Genomic DNA, 20,070 nt, shown 5'->3' on the forward strand with positions numbered 1-20,070 from the left:
CCCAGACTTGCCCGCCACCCCACGCTCACCCCGGACACGGCGGAGGCGGCACTTTCACGTGAAAGTGCCGCCTCCGGTCGCCGGGGTGGGTCAGTCCTGGTCGCCGCCCAGGACGAAGCGGACCAGGTCGTCCGCGTCCATGTCGCCCACGTCGCCGTCCTCGGGCTCCGGGCCGGCCTCCTCTGGGCGGCCGGCCCGCTCCGCCGCCTCCGCCAGGAGGTCCATCAGGCCCAGCGAACGCAGCTGGTCGAACGACACCGACGCCAGGAACTTCCGGACGCGGGCTTCTTCCGCCGACGCCGGGGCCTCGGCCTCGTCGCCGAACAGCTCGCGGTGCAGGTGGGCCGCCACCGCCTGGGACGTCGGGTGGTCGAACACCAGCGTCGACGGCAGCCGCAGGCCGGTGCGCTCGCCCAGGACGTTGCGGACCTCCACCGCCGCCAGGGAGTCCACGCCCATGTCGCGGAACGCCTGGGACGGCTCGATGTCGCCCGGCTCGCCGTAGCCCAGCAGCTCCGCCGCGACCGTGCGGACCAGCTGCAGCAGCGCGTCGCGCCGCTCCGGCGGCTCCAGCCCCACCAGCTCCTCGTGCAGCGTCGCCTCGGCCACCACCGCGTCGCGCTCCGAGCCCGCCGCCGACAGGGCCTGGCGGACCTCCGGCAGCTCGCTCAGCAGCGCGCTCTCGCGCGGCAGCGTGAACGTCTGCGCGAAGCGGTTCCAGTCGAAGTCCGCCGCCAGCACCGAGCCGCGGACGCCCAGGGCGCGGCCGAACGCGACCATCGCCTCTTCCGGCACCAGCGGTACCAGGCCGTGCCGCTGCATGTGCTCCAGCATGTCGCCCTGCAGCGCCATGCCGGCTTCGCCCCAGACGCCCCAGCCGATCGAGACGCCCGCCAGTCCGCGACGCTCGCGGTCCTCGGCGAGAGCGTTGAGGTAGGCGTTCGCCGCCGCGTACGCGCCGAGTTTGCCGCTGCCGAGCATGCCCGACACGGACGAGTACAGCACGAAGAAGTCCAGCTCACGGTCGCCGACGAGCTCGTCGAGGTGCCGGGCGCCGGCCACTTTGGACTTCAGGACGCCTTCGACCTCGTCCAGGGTCAGCGCCACGACGTCGGCGCCGTCCTGGGCGACCCCGGCGGCGTGCACGACTCCGCGCAGCGGGTGTTCCGGAGGGATGGCCGCCAGCACGGCGGCCACCTGGTCGCGGTCGGAGACGTCGCACGCCACCACCGAGACCTCGGCGCCGCGCCCGGTCAGCTCCTCGGCCAGTTCGGCCGCGCCCGGCGCGCCGGGACCGCGGCGGCTGGTCAGCACGAGCCGCCGGACGCCGGCGTCGGCGAGCCAGCGGGCCGTTGCGACGCCGAGTGCGCCGGTGCCGCCGGTGATGAGCACCGTGCCGGGCCCGGCCAGCGCCGGGGTGACGGTGGGGGTCTCCGCCGCCGTGGTGCGCCGCAGGCGGCGGCCCAGCAAGCGGCCGTCGCGCAGCGCGACCTGGTCTTCGCCGTCGAGGCCGTGCAGGACGTGCGGCAGGTGCCGCAGGTCGGCCTCGCCGGGGTCGGCGGGCAGGTCGACCAGCCCACCCCAGGCCGCCGCGCGTTCCAGGGCGACGGTGCGGCCGAAGCCCCAGACCGCGGCCTGGTCGACGGTGTCCGGGGCCGCGGCCCGGTTCTCGACCGCGAGCGCTTCGCGGGTCAGGCACCACAGCCGGGCCTCGACGCCGGCCCGGGCCAGTGCCTGGACCAGTACCGCGGTGAGCACGACCCCCGGTGGCGCGGTGGGCGCCGCGTCGATCGGCCGGGTGCTCGGCGCGAGCAGTGAGACGACGCTGTCGAACGGCCCCGGCAGCTCACCGATCCGAGCGGCCAACGCGGCCGGGTCGGGGTCGGCGACGGTGAGGACGGTGACGTCCCCGGGCAGTGCGCCGAGCACCCGGTCGCTCCAGTCGTCGCCGTCTTCGGGTACGACGGCCAGCCAGCGGCCCGGCTCGACACCGCCCGCCGTCGGCTTCAGCGGCGTCCAGTCGATGCGGTACCACCAGCGGTCGACGGCGGCTTCGGTGCGCAGTTTTTCGCGCCACGACGTCAGCGCGGGCAGCACCGCGTCCAGCGCGGTCCGGTCGACGTCGAGCGCCGAAGCCAGCGCTTCGCCGTCGGTTGCCGCGACCATGCCCCACAGCCGGGCGTCGGCCGCGCTTTCACCGGTTTCGGCCGCGGCGGGCGGCGCCGGTTCCGGCCAGTAGTTCTTGCGCTGGAAGGCGTACGTCGGCAGCGGCACCCGCGCGGTGACGCCGGCGCGTTCGTAGTAGGCGCCCCAGTCGATCGTGACGCCTTGGGCGTGCGCCCCGGCGACCGCGGTCACCATCCGGCGCCAGTCGCCCTCGCCGGTGTGCAGCGTCTCCTGGAACACCAGCGGTTCGCCGGTGCGGTCCATGGTCTGTTCGAGGGCCATCTTCAGCACCGGGTTCGGGCTGGGTTCGATGAACGCGCTCGCCCCGCCGGCCACCACCGCGTCGGCCGCTTCGCCGAACAGCACGGTCTGGCGCAGGTTCCGGTACCAGTACCGGGCGTCCAGCTCCGCGGTGTCGAGCAGCCCGCCCGTCACCGACGAGTAGAACGGCACGGCCGAGCTGCGCGGCGACACCGGCGCGAGGAGCTCCAGCAGGTCGTCCTCGAGGAGTTCGACCTGCGGTGAGTGCGCGGCGAAGTTCACCCCGGGCAGGCGCCAGCGCATCATGCCGGCGGCCGAAAGGCGCTTCTCCAGCTTCGCCATGGCCGTCTCGTCGGCGGAGACGGTGACGAGCTTGGGGCCGTTCACCGCGGCGATCGAGACGTCGTCACCGGCGAGCGCGCGGACTTCGCCGGCCGGGGCCACCACCGACAGCATCACGCCGGTGCGGGGCAGCTTCTGCCGGATCAAGCGGCTGCGCAGGGCAGCCACCCGTGCACCGTCCTGGAGAGACAGCCCACCCGCGACGCAGGCGGCGGCGATCTCGCCCTGTGAGTGCCCGGCGACGGCGGCGGGTTCGACGCCGAATTCACGCCAGAGCGCGGCCAGCGACACCATCACCGCCCACAGCGCGGGCTGGACGATGTCGACCTCTTGGAGGGCTTCGGCGTCGTCGAGGACGTCGAGCAGGGACCAGTCGACGAACTCCGCCAGCGCGGCCGCGCACTCGGCCATCGTCGCGGCGAACACCGGCGACGCGGCCAGGAGGTCCTTGGCCATCCCGGCCCACTGGGAGCCCTGCCCCGGGAAGACGAACGCCGGGGTGCGCGTGCCGAACGCGCGTCCGGTGACGACGTCCGGTGCGGCCTCGCCCGCCGCCACCGCGGTGAGCGCGGCGGTCAGCCCGGCCCGGTCCTCGCCGACGAGGACGGCGCGGTGCGCGAACGCCGTCCGGCCGGACAGGGCCCGGCCGACCGCGGAGACGTCCTGGCCGGTCCCGTGCGCCAGCAGCCGTTCGGCCTGACCGCGCAGGGCGCCGGCGGTCCGGCCGGAGAGCACCCACGGCACGATCGACGGCGGCCGCACCGGTCCCGGCGCGGGCACCGGCGCCGGGCCGGCCTCGAGCACGGCGTGCGCGTTGGTGCCGCTGATGCCGAACGACGACACCGCCGCGCGGCGCACGCGCCCGGTCTCCGGCCACGGCCGGGCTTCGGCCAGCAGCTCGACACCGCTGCCGTCCCAGTCCACGTGGGACGACCGGGTGGCCGCGTGCAGCGACCGCGGCAGGACGCCGTGCCGCATCGCGAGGATCATCTTGATGATCCCGGCGACGCCCGCCGCGGCCTGGGTGTGCCCGATGTTGGACTTGACCGAGCCGATCGGGAGCGGGTCCTCGCGGTCGCGGCCGTAGGTGGCGATGAGGGCCTGCGCTTCGATCGGGTCGCCGAGCGCCGTGCCGGTGCCGTGCGCCTCGACCGCGTCTATGTCCTTCGTGGACAGTCCGGACGCGGCGAGGGCCTGGCGGATCACGCGTTGCTGCGACGGGCCGTTCGGCGCGGTCAAGCCGTTCGACGCGCCGTCGGAGTTGACGGCGGACCCGCGGACCACCGCGAGGATCTCGTGGCCGTTGCGGATCGCGTCGGACTGCCGCTCCAGCAGCAGCATGCCGGCGCCTTCGGCGAAACCCAGGCCGTCGGCGTCGTCGGAGAACGCCTTGCAGCGCCCGTCCGGCGCGAGCCCGCGCTGGCGGCTGAACCCGACGAACGTGCCGGGCGTGGCCATCACCGTCACGCCGCCGGCCAGTGCCAGCTCGCATTCGCCGCTGCGCAGGGCCTGCGCGGCCAGGTGCAGGGTGACCAGCGACGACGAGCACGCTGTGTCCACGGTCAGCGTCGGGCCTTCGAAGCCGAAGGTGTAGGCGACGCGGCCCGAGGCGATGCTCGGCGAACTGCCGTTGCTCTCGTAGCCGTCGGTGTCGGCGAGGTGGTTGAGCGTCAGGCCGTAATCGTTGTACATCACGCCGACGAACACGCCGGTGCCGCTGCCGCGCAGGCTCACCGGGTCGATCCCGGCGTGTTCGACGGCTTCCCAGCCGGTTTCCAGCAGCAGCCGCTGCTGGGCGTCGGTGGCGAGGGCCTCGCGCGGGTTCATGCCGAAGAACTCGGGGTCGAACTCGCCGGCGTCGTGCAGGAAGCCGCCTTCGCGGGTGTACGTCGTGCCCGGGTGGTCCGGGTCCGGGTGGTAGAGCGAGGCGATGTCCCAGCCGCGGTTGGCCGGGAACGCGGTGATGGCGTCGCGTTCCTCGGTGAGCAGTTGCCACAGCTGCTCGGGCGTGGTGACGCCGCCCGGGAACCGGCAGCTCATCCCGACGATGACGACGGGGTCACCGGCGACCGCGGCGGGCGCCGGCGTCTCGTCGGCGACGGCGCCGGAGCCGAGCAGGGCTTCCAGGAGGTGCTCGCCCAGCGCGGCGACGGTCGGGTAGTCGAACACGGCGGTCGCGCCGAGGCGGACGCCGGTCGCGCCGTCGAGCCGGTTGCGCAGCTCGAGGGCGGTCAGGGAGTCGAAGCCGAGCTGCTGGAACGTCTGGCCGGCGTCGATCGCGCCGCCGTCAGCGTGCCCCAGCACCTGCGCGACCTGAGTGACGACCAGGTCGCGGACGGCCCGGGTGCGCCCGGCGGCGTCGAGCGCACCCAGCCGCCGGACGAGCCCGACGGCCGCCTCGGCGCCCGCCGCGGACCGCTTGAGCGGGACGCGGATGAGACCGCGCAGCACCGGCGGGACGTCACCCACGGCGCGCAGCACCGGCAGGTCGAGCCGGACCGGCGCGACGTCGGGCACACCGGCGGCGAGGGCGGCGTCGAACAGCGCGGTGCCCAGTTCGGCCGGGATGGCCGGGGTGCCGGCGCGGGCCATCCGGGCGAGGTCGGCTTCGGACAGGGCACTGGTCATGCCGGAGCCGGTCGCCCACGGACCCCAGGCGAGGGAGGTGGCGGGCAGGCCGCTCTCGTGGCGAAGCCTCGCCAGTGCGTCCAGGAAGGCGTTGGCGGCGGCGTAGTTGGACTGACCGGCGGTGCCGACGGTGCCGGCGACGGAGGAGAAGACAACGAACGACCGCAGGTCGCGGGTCAGTTCGTGGAGGTTCCAGGCGCCGGCGATCTTCGGTGTAAGAACGCGTTCGAGGCTGTCCGGGGTCTGGGAGCCGAGGACGCCGTCGTCGAGGACGCCTGCGCTGTGCACGACGGCGGTCAGGGGGTGCTCGAGGCCGTCGAGGAGGGCCTTGAGGGCGGCCCGGTCGGCGACGTCGCAGGCGGCGGCGGTGGCTTCGGTCCCGTGCGCGGCGAGTTCGGCGACGAGGGTGGCGACTTCGGCCGGGTCTCCGCCGCTGCGGCTGACCAGCAGCAGGCGCCGCATCCCGTGTTCGGCGGCGAGGTGGCGGGCGAAGACCGCGCCGAGGCCGCCGGTGCCGCCGGTGATGAGGACGGTGCCGTCGGGGTCCCCGAAGTTCTTCGCTTCTTGGAGCGCGACCCGGGCGAGACGGCCGCCGTGCACCCGCCCGTTCTTGACGGCGACTTGCGGTTCGCCGGCGGTGAGAGCGGCTTCGATGCCGGCGCCGGTGTCGTCGAGGTCGACGAGCGTGACGCGGCCGGGGTGTTCGGCTTGGGCCGAGCGGACGAGGCCCCAGACCGCCGCGGCGACCGGGTTGCCTTCGGTGGCGCCGCGGGTGACGACGGCCAGGCGGGTTTCGCGGAGGCGGTCGTCGGCGAGCCAGCGCTGGAGGAGGTCCAGGACACGGGTGGTGACGTCGAGGGCGGCGGCCGCGGGGTCGTCGCCGGGTGGCTCGAGGAGGGGAAGGACGACGAGGCCGGGTGCGGCGGCCGCCGCCGCTTCGAGGTCGGCGAACTTTTCCGCGGTGGGAAGCAGCTCACTCGCGCCAAGAACCCCGACGTCGGTGAGGTCCCTCGAGTCCACGGCCAGCGGCGTCCACGTGAGCCGGTACAGGTTCTCCTGGCCCGTCCCGCCCGGCGGCCGGACCTCCGCCGGCTGCCGCAGCCTCAGTGCCGCCACCTCGGCCACCAACGCACCGGACGAGTCCGCGATCGCGAGCGAAACCCCCGGCCCGGCCCGGGAAATCCGTACCCGGACCGAAGCCGCGCCGGTGGCGTGCAGCTGCACCCCCTCCCAGGCGAACGGCAACCCCGCTTCGCCGCCGAGCAGGCCGATCGCGTGCAGGCACGCGTCGAACAACGCCGGGTGCAGACCGAACGCGCCGGCCTCCCCCGCGTCGTCCGCGGGCAGGGCCACCTCGGCGAACACCTCCTCGCCCGACCGCCACGCCGCCGTCAAGCCGCGGAACGTGCCCTCGTACGACAGCCCCGCGTCGGCCAGGCGCTCGTGGTGACCCGACAGGTCGACCGGCTCCGCGGTGGGCGGCCACGGAAAACCGGCCCCCGGAGTCCGCTGCGGACCGAGCGCCCCGGTCGCGTGCCGGACCCACGTGAGGTCGTCGCCGTCCTCCGGTCGCGAGTGGATCGTCAACGTCCGGCGCCCGTCCTCGCGCGGCGCGGACACCCGCAGCTGCAGCTGGACCCCGCCCCGCTCGGGCAGTACCAGCGGCGCCTCCAGGGTCAGCTCGTCCAGGCACGGCGTCCCGGCTTCGTCCCCGGCCCGCAGCGCCAGCTCCGCGAACACGGTCCCGGGCAGCACCACCGCGCCCCCGACGACGTGCCCGCGCAGCCACGGGTGCCCCGAGACCGACAACCGGCTGGTCAGCAGCACCTCATCCGACTCCGCCGGGCGCACCACGGCGCCGACCATCGGGTGCCCGCCGACGCCAAGGCCCGCGGCCGTCGCGTCGCCGCGCGGGGTCGCGCCACCACGGGGCCAGAAGCGCTCGCGCTGGAACGCGTACGTCGGCAGGTCGGTCCGCCGCCCGCCCGGCAGCACCGCCGGCCAGCCGACCCGGGCGCCCACCACGTGCAGCCCGGCGAGTCCGGTCAAAGCGGCCCGCGGCTCCGGGGTTTCCTTGCGCAGCAGCGGAACCGTGATCGCGTCGGCGAGGGTGCCTGCCGTCATGGCGGAGAGGACACCGTCCGGGCCGAACTCGGCGAACACGCGCACGCCGAGCCCGTGCAACGCCGTCACGCCGTCGGCGAAGCGAACCGTCCGGCGGACGTTGTCCACCCAGTGCTCCGCGGAGAAGTCCGTGACGAGCGCCCCGGTGACCGTCGAAACCACCGGAATCCGCGGCGGCGAGTACGTCAGTCCTTCGGCGACCGCCCGGAAGTCCGCGAGCATCGGGTCCATCAGCGGCGAGTGGAACGCGTGCGACACCGTGAGCCGCCGGCTCTTCCCGAACCGCTCCGCGAGAGCCAGCACCGCTTCTTCGGCTCCGGCGAGCACCACGGCGTCCGGGCCGTTGACCGCGGCGATGGCGACGTCGTGACCCAGCAGCGGCCGCACCTCGTCCTCGGTGGCCCGCACGGACACCATCGCGCCCCCCGCCGGCAGCGCGCCCATCAGCTCGGCGCGCGCCCGCACCAGCGTGCCCGCGTCCGCCAGGGACAGCACGCCGGCGACGTGCGCGGCCGCGATCTCCCCGAGCGAGTGCCCGAGCACGTAGTCCGGCCGCACGCCCCACGACTCGAAGAGCCGGTACAGCGCGACTTCCAGCGCGAACAACGCGGGTTGCGCCGCGGCCGTGCCGGCGAGCCGGCGGGAGTCCTCGCCCCACACGATGCCGGCCCACTCGCCGGGCAGGTGCTCGGTGACGGCGTCCCAAGCCCGCGCGAAGACGGGGTACCGCGCGTAGAGCCGGCGGCCCATCCCCAGCCGCTGGGCGCCCTGGCCGGCGAACACCGCGGCGAGCTTTGCCGATTCGACGACCCGCCCGGTGACGACGGCCGGGTGCGGCTCGCCCGCCGCCAGCGCCTCGAGGGCAGCGGACAGCTCGGCGCGGTGCTCCGGCAGGACCACCGCGCGGTGGTCGAACGCGGTGCGACCGGTGGCGAGGGTGTACCCGGCGTCGACCCGGTTGCCGTCGTACCCGGCCAGCCGCGCGGCCTGCTCGCGCAGCGCGCGGTCCGTCGTGGCCGACAGCGGCCACGGGACGACCCCGGCGTCCGGCGGCGCTTCCGCGAGCTCCGGCTCCGGGGCCTGTTCGATGATCGTGTGGGCGTTGGTGCCGCTGATGCCGAACGACGACACCGCCGCGCGGCGCACCCGGCCGGTCTCCGGCCAGGGCCGGTTCCCGGTGACGACCTCGACGTCCCCGGCCGCCCAGTCGACGTGCGAAGACACTTCCCCGGCGTGCAGCGACCGCGGGACGACCCCGTGCCGCAGCGCGGCGACCACCTTGATCACGCCCGCGACGCCCGCCGCGGCCTGGGTGTGGCCGATGTTCGACTTCACCGAGCCGAGCAGCAGCGGCGTCTCGCGCTCCTGGCCGTACGTCGCCAGCAGCGCCTGCGCCTCGATCGGGTCACCGAGCGTCGTTCCGGTGCCGTGCCCCTCGACGACATCGACGTCCGAAGGGGACAGCCCGGCGACGGAGAGGGCCTGCCGGATCACGCGTTGCTGCGAAGGGCCGTTCGGCGCGGTCAAGCCGTTCGAAGCGCCGTCGGAGTTGACCGCCGAGCCGCGCACGACGGCCAGGATCGGGTGCCCGTTGCGCTTGGCGTCGGAAACCCGCTCCAGCAGCAGCATTCCGGCGCCCTCGGACCAGCCGACACCGTCCGCGTCGTCCGAGAAGGACTTGCAGCGGCCATCCGGCGAAAGCCCGCGCTGGCGCGAGAACCCGACGAACGTGCCCGGCGTCGACATCACCGTGACGCCACCGGCCAGCGCCAGGGAACACTCCCCCGAGCGCAGCGCCTGCGCGGCCCAGTGCAGCGCCACCAGCGACGACGAACACGCCGTGTCCACCGTGACCGCCGGGCCCTCCAAGCCGAGCACGTACGCGACGCGCCCGGAAGCGACGCTGCCCGCACTGCCGTTGCCCTGGTAGGCCTCCAGGTCCGCACCCGCGACGAGGCTGTTGTAGTCGTTGTACATCACGCCGGCGAACACGCCGGTCCGGCTGCCGCGCAGGCTGCGCGGGTCGATGCCGGCCCGCTCGAACGCCTCCCACGAGACCTCCAGCAGCAGCCGCTGCTGGGTGTCGGTGGCGACGGCTTCGCGCGGGCTCATCCCGAAGAACGCGGCGTCGAACTCGGCGGCGTCGTGCAGGAAGCCGCCGTGGCGGGTGTAGGAGGTGCCCGGGCGGTCCGGGTCGGGGTCGTAGAGCGCGTCCACGTCCCAGCCGCGATCGTCCGGGAACTCGGTGATCGCGTCGGTGCCGCCGGTGACCAGCTCCCAGAGCTGTTCGGGCGTGGTGACGCCGCCCGGGTACCGGCAGCTCATCGCGACGATCGCGATCGGCTCGTCGGCCACCGCGGCCGTGACCGGCGCGACGTCGACGCGGTCGCCGTCACCTTCGCCCAGCTGCCCGCCCAGCTGCCCGGCCAGGTGCCGGGCCAGGGCGGTGACGGTCGGGTAGTCGAAGACCGTCGTGGCCGGCAGCGCGACCCCGGACGCGGCGGTCAGCTTGTTGCGCAGGTCGACCGCGGTGAGCGAGTCGAACCCCAGCTCCTGGAACGTCTTCGTGGCCGGGACGGCCGCGGCATCGGCGTGCCCGAGCACCAGCGCGACCTGTTCGCGCACCAGCGTCAGCAACGCTTCGGCCCGCTCGTCCGGCGTCAGCCCGGCGAGGCGGCGGACCAGCCCGGCGGAACCGCGGCCGGCCTGCTTGCGGCCGGCGACACGCACCAGGCCGCGCAGCAGCGGCGGGATCTCCGGCTGCGTCCGGATCACCGGGAGGTCCAGGCGGACCGGCAGCAGCACCGGGCGATCCGTGGTGAGCGCCCGGTCGAACAGCCGGATGCTCTGTTCCGGCTGCAGCACGGGCATGCCGAGCCGGGCCATCCGTTCGAAGTCGGCTTCGCCGAGCGTCCGGGTCATGCCGGTGGCCGCGGCCCACGGGCCCCAGCCCAGCGACTGCGCCGGGAGCCCTTCGGCCGTGCGGTGGAGCGCGAGCGCGTCGAGGAACGCGTTGGCGGCGGCGTAGTTGGCCTGCCCGGCGCCGCCGAAGGTGCCGGCGACCGAGGAGAACGAGACGAACGCGGCCAGGTCGAGGTCGCGGGTCAGCTCGTGCAGGTTCCAGGCCGCGTCGACCTTCGGGCGCAGCACGGCCGCCAGCCGCTCCGGCGTCAGCGAGCCGAGAACGCCGTCGTCGAGGACCCCGGCGGTCTGCACGACCGCCGCCAGCGGGTGCTCGGGCGGGACCTCGTCGAGCAGAGCGCGCAGCGCCTCACGGTCGGCGATGTCGCAGGCCCGGACGTCGACGTGCGCGCCGGCGGCGGTGAGGTCGGCGGCCAGCTCGGCCGCGCCGTCGGCGGCCGGTCCGCGGCGGCTCACCAGCAGCAGGCGCCGGACGCCGTGCCCGTCGACCAGGTGCCGGGCCAGCAACCCACCGAGCCCCCCGGTCCCCCCGGTGATGAGCACCGTCCCGTCCGGCTCCCCGAACCGGGCACTTTCCCGTGAAAGCTCCGCCTCGGCGCGGGCGAGGCGGGCGGCGCGGGGTTCGCCGTTGACCAGCGTGAGCTGGGGTTCGCCGGTGCCGAGGGTGGCCGGGAGTGCGGCCAAGGACGCTTCGGTGCCGTCGAGGTCGACGAGCGCGATGCGGCCCGGGTGCTCGACCTGGGCGGTGCGGACCAGGCCCCAGACGGCGGCCGCGGGCAGGTCCGCCCCGGTGGTCGCGCCGCGGGTGACGAGCACCAGCCGTGCGGGCCGCTCGACGGCCAGCCAGTCCTGCAGCACGCCCAGCACGTGCGTGGTCAGTTCGTGGGTCTCCTGAACGACGTCGGTGCGCTCGTCGGCGGCGATCGGCCACAGGACGACGCCTTCTTCGGCTTCCCCGGGGCCGGAAAGCCCGGCGGCGGCCGGGAACACGCCGGCCACGCCCAGCGGGTCGGTGCCGGCGACCGACACCGCGCCGGTCTCGGGTGCGCCGACGGCGACCGGGATCCAGTCGAGCCGGAACAGCGAGTCGCGGTCGACGGCGAGGGCCGCGGACTGCGGCCGCAGTGTCAGCGAGCGCACGGTCGCGACCGGCTCGCCCTCGAGGTCGGCCAGGTGCAGCGAAACCGCGTCGTCCCCGGCGGGCGAGACGCGCACCAGTACCGCGGTCGCGCCCGAGGCGTGCACGGTGACGCCCTCCCACGAGAACGGCAGGGCGCCCGGCCGCACGGCGGAACCGAACGACGCCGCGTGCAGGCACGCGTCCAGCAGCGCCGGGTGCAGGCCGAACGTCTCGGCGGGTTCGTCCTCGGGCAGCTCCACCTCGGCGTAGACGTCTTCGCCGTGGCGCCAGGCGGCGGTCAGGCCGCGGAAAGCCGGGCCGTACTCGAAACCTTGGTCGGCGAAGCGGTCGTAGAGGCCGTCGACGTCGATTCCGGTGGCGTCCGCCGGCCGGATCACGGGTGCGGCGGGGTCGCCGGTGGCGAGCAGCGTGCCGCCGGCGTGGCGGGTCCACAGCTCGTCGGGTGCGTCTTCCCGGCGCGAGTAGACCGAGATCGGCCGTGCGCCGTCCTCGTCCGGGGCGCCGACGGCGACCTGGACGTGCGTGGCGGTTTCGTCCCCCAGCACCAGCGGCGCTTCGAGGGTCAGCTCGCCGACGGCCGGGCAGCCCGCCTGCTCGCCGGCCGTGGCCGCGAGCTCCAGCAGCGCGGTGCCGGGCAGCAGCACTGCGCCGGCGATCCGGTGCCCGGCCAGCCACGGGTGCGCGGCGAGGGAAAGCCGTGCCGTGTAGAGGAAGCCGCCGGACTCGGGCAGCTCGATGCCGCCGCCGAGCAGCGGGTGGGCGACGGCGTCGAGGCCGGTGCCGCCGGACAGGAGGGCCACGCGCGGCCAGAAGCGTTCGTGCTGGAACGGGTACGTCGGCAGCGCGACGCGACGGCCGGCGGCCAGGTAGGCGTCCCAGGCGACGTCGACGCCGTGCAGGTGCAGCGCGGTGAGGGCCTCGACGACCGAGTCGTCCTCGTCGCGGTCGCGGCGCAGGCACGCCACCGCGACCGCTTCCGGCGGCAGGCTTTCCGCGGCCAGCGCACTGAGCACCCCGGCCGGGCCGAGCTCCAGGAACGCCGTGACGCCGTCGGCGAGCAGCGTCGCGATCCCGTCGGCGAACCGGACGGCGGCGCGGACGTGCCGCACCCAGTAGTCCGCCGTGGACAGTTCTTCGCCCGCGATCGCGCCGGTCAGGTTCGACACCACCGGCAGTTGGGCGGGGGCGTACTCGACCGTCTCCGCGACCGCGCGGAAGTCGTCGAGCATCGGGTCCATCAGCGGCGAGTGGAAGGCGTGGCTGACGTCGAGGCGGCGGGTGCGGTGACCGTCGGCGGCGAACGCGGCGGCGATCCGCGTGACGGCCTCCTCGTCGCCCGAGACGACCACCGACCCGGGTCCGTTGACCGCGGCGAGGGACACGGTGCCGTCGAGCGCCGCGGCGACCACGACTTCGGGCGCGTTGATCGCGACCATCGCCCCGCCGGCGGGCAAGGCGGCCATCAGCCGGCCGCGAGCGGCGACCAGGCGGCAGGCGTCCTCGAGGGAGAAAACGCCGGCGACGTGGGCCGCGGCCAGCTCGCCGATCGAGTGCCCGAGCACCAAGTCGGGCGTGATACCCCAGGAGCGCACGAGCCGGAACAGCGCGACCTCGATCGCGAACAACGCGGGCTGGGCGAGGTCGGTCGGCTCCAGCGACGCTTCGGGGTCGAACATCCGGTCCCGCAGACCGGGCTCGAAGTGCGCGCAGACCTCGTCGAGCGCGGCGGCGAACACCGGGAACCGTTCGTACAGCGCACGTCCGGCCCCGGCGCGCTGGGCGCCTTGGCCGGTGAACAGGAACGCCGTACGGGCGCCGGAGACGGCTTCGCCGGCCGCGAGCCCCGGCGCTTCGGTGCCCGCCGCGAGGGTGGCGAGCCCGGCGAGGGGGTCACCGGTCAGGACCGCGCGGTGCTCGAACGTCGTCCGGGTGGTGGCCAGCGACCAGGCGACGTCGCCGGGTTCGAGACCGACCGCGGTGGACAGCAGCCGGGTCGCCTGCGCGCGCAGGGCGTCCGGGGTGCGGGCGGACAGCAACCAGGGCGCGGGCCGCTCGGCGGACGCGGGTTCCGGCTCGGCGGCCGGGGGCTGCTCCAGCACGACGTGGGCGTTGGTGCCGCTGATGCCGAACGACGACACCGCCGCGCGCCGCGGGCGCCCGGTCTCCGGCCACGGCCGGGTCGCGGTGACCAGCTCGATGTCCCCGGCCGTCCAGTCCACGTGGGACGACGGCGCGTCGACGTGCAGGGTCTTCGGCACGACGCCGGAGCGCAGCGCGTAGACGGATTTGATCACGCCGGCCACGCCCGCGGCCGCCTGGGTGTGGCCGAGGTTCGACTTGATCGAGCCGAGCAGCAGCGGCCGGAACTCGTCGCGGTCCTGGCCGTAGGTGGCCAGCAGCGCCTGGGCTTCGATCGGGTCGCCGAGCGTGGTGCCGGTGCCGTGGCCCTCCACGACGTCGACGTCCGAAGTGGACAGCCCGGAAGCCGCGAGCGCCTGGCGGATCACGCGCTGCTGCGACGGGCCGTTCGGCGCGGTCAGGCCGTTGGACGCGCCGTCGGAGTTGACGGCGCTGCCGCGGACCACGGCGAGCACGGGGTGGCCGTTGCGGCGAGCGTCGGACAGCCGTTCCAGGACGAGGACACCGACGCCTTCGGACCAGCCGACGCCGTCGGCGGCGTCGGCGTAGGACTTGCAGCGGCCGTCGGCGGCGAGGCCGCGCTGGCGGCTGAAGTCGAGGAACGTGCCCGGCGTCGCCATCACGGTGACGCCGCCGGCCAAGGCCAGCTCGCACTCGCCGCGCTGCAGGGCGGTCGCGGCCATGTGCAGCGCGACCAGCGAAGACGAGCACGCCGTGTCGACGGTGACCGACGGCCCCTCCAGGCCGAAGACGTAGGACAGGCGCCCGGACAGCACGCTGCCCGCGTTGCCGGTGCCGAGGTAGCCGAGCGAGTCGGCCGGGAATTCGACGTTGGCGCCGAGGTAGTCGTGGTACATGATGCCCGCGTAGACACCGGTGCGGCTGCCGCGCAGGGTTGCCGGCCGGATCCCGGCCCGCTCCAGGGCTTCCCACGACGTTTCGAGCAGCTGGCGCTGCTGCGGATCCATCGCGAGGGCTTCGCGCGGGGAGATGCCGAAGAAGCCGGGGTCGAAGCCGGCGACGTCGTCGAGGAAGCCGCCTTCGCGGGTGTAGCTGGTGCCCGCGTGGTCGGGGTCCGGGTGGTAGAGCGCGTCGACCGGCCAGCCACGGTCGCCCGGGAAGCGGGAGACGCCGTCGCCGTCGCCGAGCACGAAGTCCCACAGCTCGTCGGGCGAGGTGATGCCGCCCGGGTAGCGGCAGCCCATGGACACGATGACGACCGGGTCGGCCTCGACCGGGGTGGTCCGGGCCGGGGCCGGCGTGGCTTCGAGGGCACCGACCAGCTCGTCGTGCAGGTGGCGGGCCAGTGCGAGGACGGTCGGGTAGTCGAAGACGAGCGTCGCGGGCAGCCGCAGCCCGGTCTCGGCCTGGACGGCGTTGCGCAGCTCGACCGCCGACAGCGAGTCGAAGCCGAGGTCCGCAAAGGACTGTCCCGGCTCGACCTGGCCGAGGGAGCTGTAGCCGAGCAGGCCGACGACGTGCGTCCGGACGAGGTCGACGAGGGCGCGCTGCCGGTCGGCCGGGGCGAGCCCGGCGAGCCGCGCGGTGAGCCCGGAGTCGGCGCGGGACCGGCGGCGCGCGGTGCCGCGGACGAGGCGGCGCAGCAGCGGCGGCACTTCGGGCGCGGCCGAGAGCGTGTCGAGGTCGAGCCGGACGGGGGCGAGCAGGGCGTCATCGGCGCCGAGGGCGGCGTCGAACAGGCTCAGGCCCTGGTCGAGGGCCAGCGGCGGGGTGCCGGCACGGGTCATCCGGTCGCGGTCGGCGTCGGTGAGGGTGCCGGCCATGCCGGTTTCCCAGGCACCCCAGGCGAGGCTCACGGCGGGGAGGCCGTGCGCGCGCCGGTGGGCGGCGAGGGCGTCGAGGAAGGCGTTGCCGGCGGCGTAGTTGCCCTGCCCGGCGGCGCCGAAGACCCCGGCGACGGACGAGAAGAGAACGAAGGTCTCGGCGTGTTCGGCGAGTTCGTGGAGGTGCCAGGCGGCGTCGGCCTTGGGGCGCAGGACGGCGTCGAGCCGCTCTGGGTCCAGGGAGCCGAAGGTGGCGTCGGCGAGGACACCGGCGGTGTGCACGACGGCGGTGATGTCGTGTTCGGCGAAGACCCGGCTCAGGGCTTCGCGATCGGTGACGTCACAGGCGATGGCGGTGGCCTCGACCCCCAGCTCGGCGATCAGCTCCTCCGCCCCCGGGGTGTCGGGGCCGCGGCGGCCGAGAAGCAGCAGGCAGCGGGCGCCGTGTTCGGCGACCAGGTGGCGGGCGAGGTGGGAACCCAGGTCACCGAGGCCGCCGGTGATGAGGACGGTGCCGTCGAAGCGACCTTCGACGGCGGGCGCGACGGCGGCGCGGCCGAGGCGCGGGACGTGCAGCTTCCCCTCGCGGACGACGACCTTGGGTTCGCCGAGGGCCACGGCGGCGGCGAGGAGATCGGAGCCGTCCTCGAGGTCGACGAGCGTGATGCGGCCGGGTTGTTCGGCCTGGGCGGAGCCGAGGAGACCCCAGATCGCGGCGGTCGCGAGGTCGGTGGAACCGGCGAGGACGACCAGGTGGGAGTCGGTGAAGCGGTCGTCTTCGAGCCAGGTCTGGACGGTGCGGAGGACTTCGTGCAGCGTCTCGCGGATGGCTTCGGGGGTGTCGCCGGCGGGCGCGGGCCGGTAGACCACGTGCGAAGGCGCTTCGTCCGGCTGCACCTCGTCGAGCGCGGGCCACGCCACCGGGCCGGCCGCCGCACTCGCGGGGACCGGGACCCAGTCCACCGTGAACAGCGACTCGTGCCGGGCCTTGCGCCCCGCACCCGTGCCCGCCGCGACCGGACGCAACGCCAGCGCCTCGACCGAGGCCACCGGCTCGCCCGCCGCGTCCGCGACCTCGATCGCCACCGACACCGGGTCCGCCGCGTCGATCCGGACCCGCAGGGCCGAGGCTCCCGGCGCGTGCAGCGTCACGCCCGACCAGGCGAACGGCAGCAGCCGGTTGGCGTCCTCGCCGCGGTCCGCCGCGCCCAGGGCGTGCAAGGCCGCGTCGAGGAGAGCCGGGTGGAGTCCGTAGGTGTCCGTCGCGCCCGCCTTGGCCGGCCGGGTCACCTCCGCGAACACCTCGGTACCGCGCCGCCAGACCCGCTCCAAGCCTTGGAACGCCGGGCCGTAACCGAATCCGGCGGAGGCCAAGCCGTCGTAGAAGCCGGTGAGGTCGACCTCACCGGCGTCCGCGGGCGGCCACTCCACTGCCGCCGGTGCCGGGACCGCGGCACCGGGGGCGAGCACCCCGCCCGCGTGCCGCTCCCAGGTCGTGTCCTCGGGCTCGTCCTCGAGGCGCGAATGGACGGTGAACGCCCGGCGCCCGGCGTGGTCCGGGGCCCCGACCAGCAGCTGCAGCCGCACGCCACCCTGTGACGGCAGGACCAGCGGGGCCTCCAGGGTCAGCTCCGCGACGCGCGGGCAGCCGACGCTGTCGCCCGCCCGCATCGCCAGCTCCAGGAACGCCGTGCCGGGCAGCAGGATCGCGCCCATGACGACGTGGTCGGCCAGCCACGGCGTCGCCGCCGCGGAGAGCCGGCCGGTGAACAGGTGGCCTTCGCCGTCGGCCAGGCCGGTGGCCGCGCCGAGCAGCGGGTGGCCGGCCGCGGTCAGGCCGAGGCCGCCCGGGTCGGTCGCCGCCGCGCCCGGCGGAGTCGCCTCCGGCCAGTAGCGCTGGTGCTGGAACGCATACGTCGGCAGGTCGATCAGCCGCGCGCCCGTGCCCGCGTAGAACCCGGCCCACTCGACCGGCACCCCCGCCGTGTGCAGCGCGGCGACCGCCGAGGCGATGGACTGCTCCTCCGGCCGCCCGGACCGCAGCAGCGGCACGCACTTGACGTCCTCGCCCACCCCGCTCGCCATCGCGGACAGCACGCCGTCGGGCCCCAGCTCGACGAACCGCGTGACGTCCCGCTCGGCCAGCCACCGCACGCCGTCGCCGAAGCGGACGGTGTCGCGCACGTGCGACACCCAGTACGCCGGGTCCTGCAGCTCCCCCGCCGCCGCGACCCGGCCGGTGCGGTTGGACACGACCGGCGTGGTCGCCTCGCCGTAGGAGATCCGGCGCGCGACCGCGGCGAACTCGCCGAGCATCGGCTCCATCAGCGCCGAGTGGAAGGCGTGGCTGACGCGCAGCCGCTTGGTCCGCCGGTCCCCGAGCGACGCCGCCAGCGCGTCGATCGCCGCCGCGTCACCGGAGAAGACCACTGACTCCGGCCCGTTGACCGCGGCCAGCGCCACGTCGCGGCCGGCGAGCAGCCCGAGGGCCTCGGCTTCGGAGAGCTCGGCGGCGAGCATCGCGCCACCGAGCGGCAGCTCCTGCATGAGCCGGCCACGAGCGGAGACCAGCGCGCAGGCGTCCTCCAGGGAGAACACCCCGGCGACGTGCGCCGCGGCCAGCTCGCCGACGGAGTGCCCGAGCAGGTAGTCGGGCCGCAGCCCCCACGACTCGACGAGCCGGAAGAGCGCGACCTCCAGCGCGAACAGCGCGGCCTGCGCGTGCTTCGTCTCGTCGAGGACCGTGCCCGAGCGCACGACCTCGGTGAGCTCCGGATCGAGGTGGGCGCACACGGCGTCCCACGCCTCGGCGAACACCGGGAACGCTTCGCGCAGTTCGAGGCCCATCCCGGGGCGTTGCGCACCCTGCCCGGTGAACAAGAACGCGACGGCACCGGACGTGGCGACGCCGGAAGGTCCGCTCCCGTCCGCCAGCGCGGTGAGCCCGGCCCGCAGATCGTCCACAGTGGATCCGGTGACGACCGCGCGGTGCGGCAGCGCGGCCCGCGAAGTCCCCAGCGAGAAAGCCAAGTCCACCGGCGAAGGCGCGGAGTCCAAAAAGGACAACAAGCGCGCGGCCTGGCCCCGCAGCCCGGCCGCGTTCTTGCCGGACACCGGCCAGTTCAGCACCCCGGGCACCCGCGGCGACGGCTCGGCGACGGCCTCGACCGCGGGCGCCTGCTCCAGGATGACGTGCGCGTTGGTGCCGCTCAGCCCGAACGACGACACACCCGCGCGGCGCAGGCGGCCGGTCGCCGGCCACGGCCGGGTGCCGGTGACCAGCGCGAGCCCGCTGGCGTCCCAGTCCAGCGCCGACGTCGGCGCGTCGACCCCCAAGGTCTCCGGCAGGACGCCGTGCTGCAGCGCGAGCACCATCTTCAGCACGCCGGCCACCCCGGCGGCGGCCTGGGTGTGCCCCAGGTTCGACTTGACCGAGCCCAGCCACAGCGGTTCGCCGTCGCGGTCGCGGCCGTAGGTGGCGGCCAGCGCGCGGGCCTCGATCGGGTCGCCGAGGGTGGTGCCGGTGCCGTGCGCTTCGACGGCGTCGACGTCGGCCGGGGTCAGCCCGGCGCCGGCGAGGGCCGCGCGGATGACGCGTTCCTGCGCCGGGCCGCTCGGGGCGGTCAGGCCGTTGGACGCGCCGTCCTGGTTGACCGCGCTGCCCCGCAGGACGGCGAGGATGCGGTGGCCGTGGCGTTCGGCGTCGGACAGCCGTTCCAGCACGAGCACGCCCGCGCCTTCGCCCCAGCCGGTGCCGGCCGCGCCTTCGGCGAACGAGCGGCAGCGGCCGTCCGGGGCGAGGCCGCGTTGGCGGCTGAAGGCGATGAACAGCGTCGGGGTGGCCATCACGGTCGCGCCGCCGGCCAGGGCCAGCGAGCAGTCGCCGCGGCGCAGCGCGTGCGCGGCCAGGTGCATCGCGACCAGCGACGCCGAGCACGCCGTGTCGACGGTGATCGCGGGTCCCTCCAGGCCGAGCGCGTAGGCGACCCGGCCGGAAAGGACGCTGGAGGCGTTGGCCGTCGACAGGTAGTCCTCGGCGCCTTCGGCCGCGCTCGCGGCGAGGTGGATGTAGTCCTGGAAGTTCGTGCCGGTGAACACGCCGGTCGACGAGCCGCGCAGCGACGCCGGGTCGATGCCCGCGCGTTCGACGGCCTCCCAGGAGATTTCCAGCATCAGCCGCTGCTGCGGGTCCATGACCAGCGCTTCCCGCGGCGAGATGCCGAAGAACGCGGAGTCGAAGTCGCCGGCGTCGTGCAGGAAGCCGCCGTGGCGCACGTAGGAGGTGCCGCGGGCGGCGCCGTCCGGGTCGTGCAGCCGGTCGACGTCCCAGCCGCGGTCCCCGGGGAACTCGGTGATCGCGTCCCGCCCGGCGGACAGCATGTCCCACAACGCTTCGGGGCTCGACGCCCCGCCCGGGAAGCGGCAGCCGAGGCCGACGATCGCGATCGGCTCCTGGTCGGCCGTCTCGGCCTCCCGCAGCTTCGCGCGCGTCTCCTGAAGCTCCACGGTGACCCGCTTGAGGAAGTGCCGGAGCTTTTCTTCGTTGTCCATCAGCGCTCGTCC

At 75.1% G+C, this 20,070-nt stretch carries 1 protein-coding gene; it reads right to left on the minus strand.

The window, feature by feature from the left end; translation table 11 throughout:
* Positions 1 to 90: 90 nt before the first annotated feature.
* Positions 91 to 20,058 (minus strand): type I polyketide synthase, encoded by a 19,968-nt coding sequence (locus ACLJQE_RS07740; protein ID WP_410639156.1) that lies wholly within the window; start codon positions 20,056 to 20,058, stop codon positions 91 to 93.
* Between the last annotated feature and the right edge of the window lie 12 nt (positions 20,059 to 20,070).

The organism is Amycolatopsis sp. lyj-346 (assembly GCF_046548975.1).
Classification (GTDB): domain Bacteria; phylum Actinomycetota; class Actinomycetes; order Mycobacteriales; family Pseudonocardiaceae; genus Amycolatopsis.

Excerpts from the sequence above, each read along its gene's own strand:
- ACLJQE_RS07740 (WP_410639156.1), bottom strand. The coding sequence starts at position 20,058 with ATGGACAACGAAGAAAAGCTCCGGCACTTCCTCAAGCGGGTCACCGTG.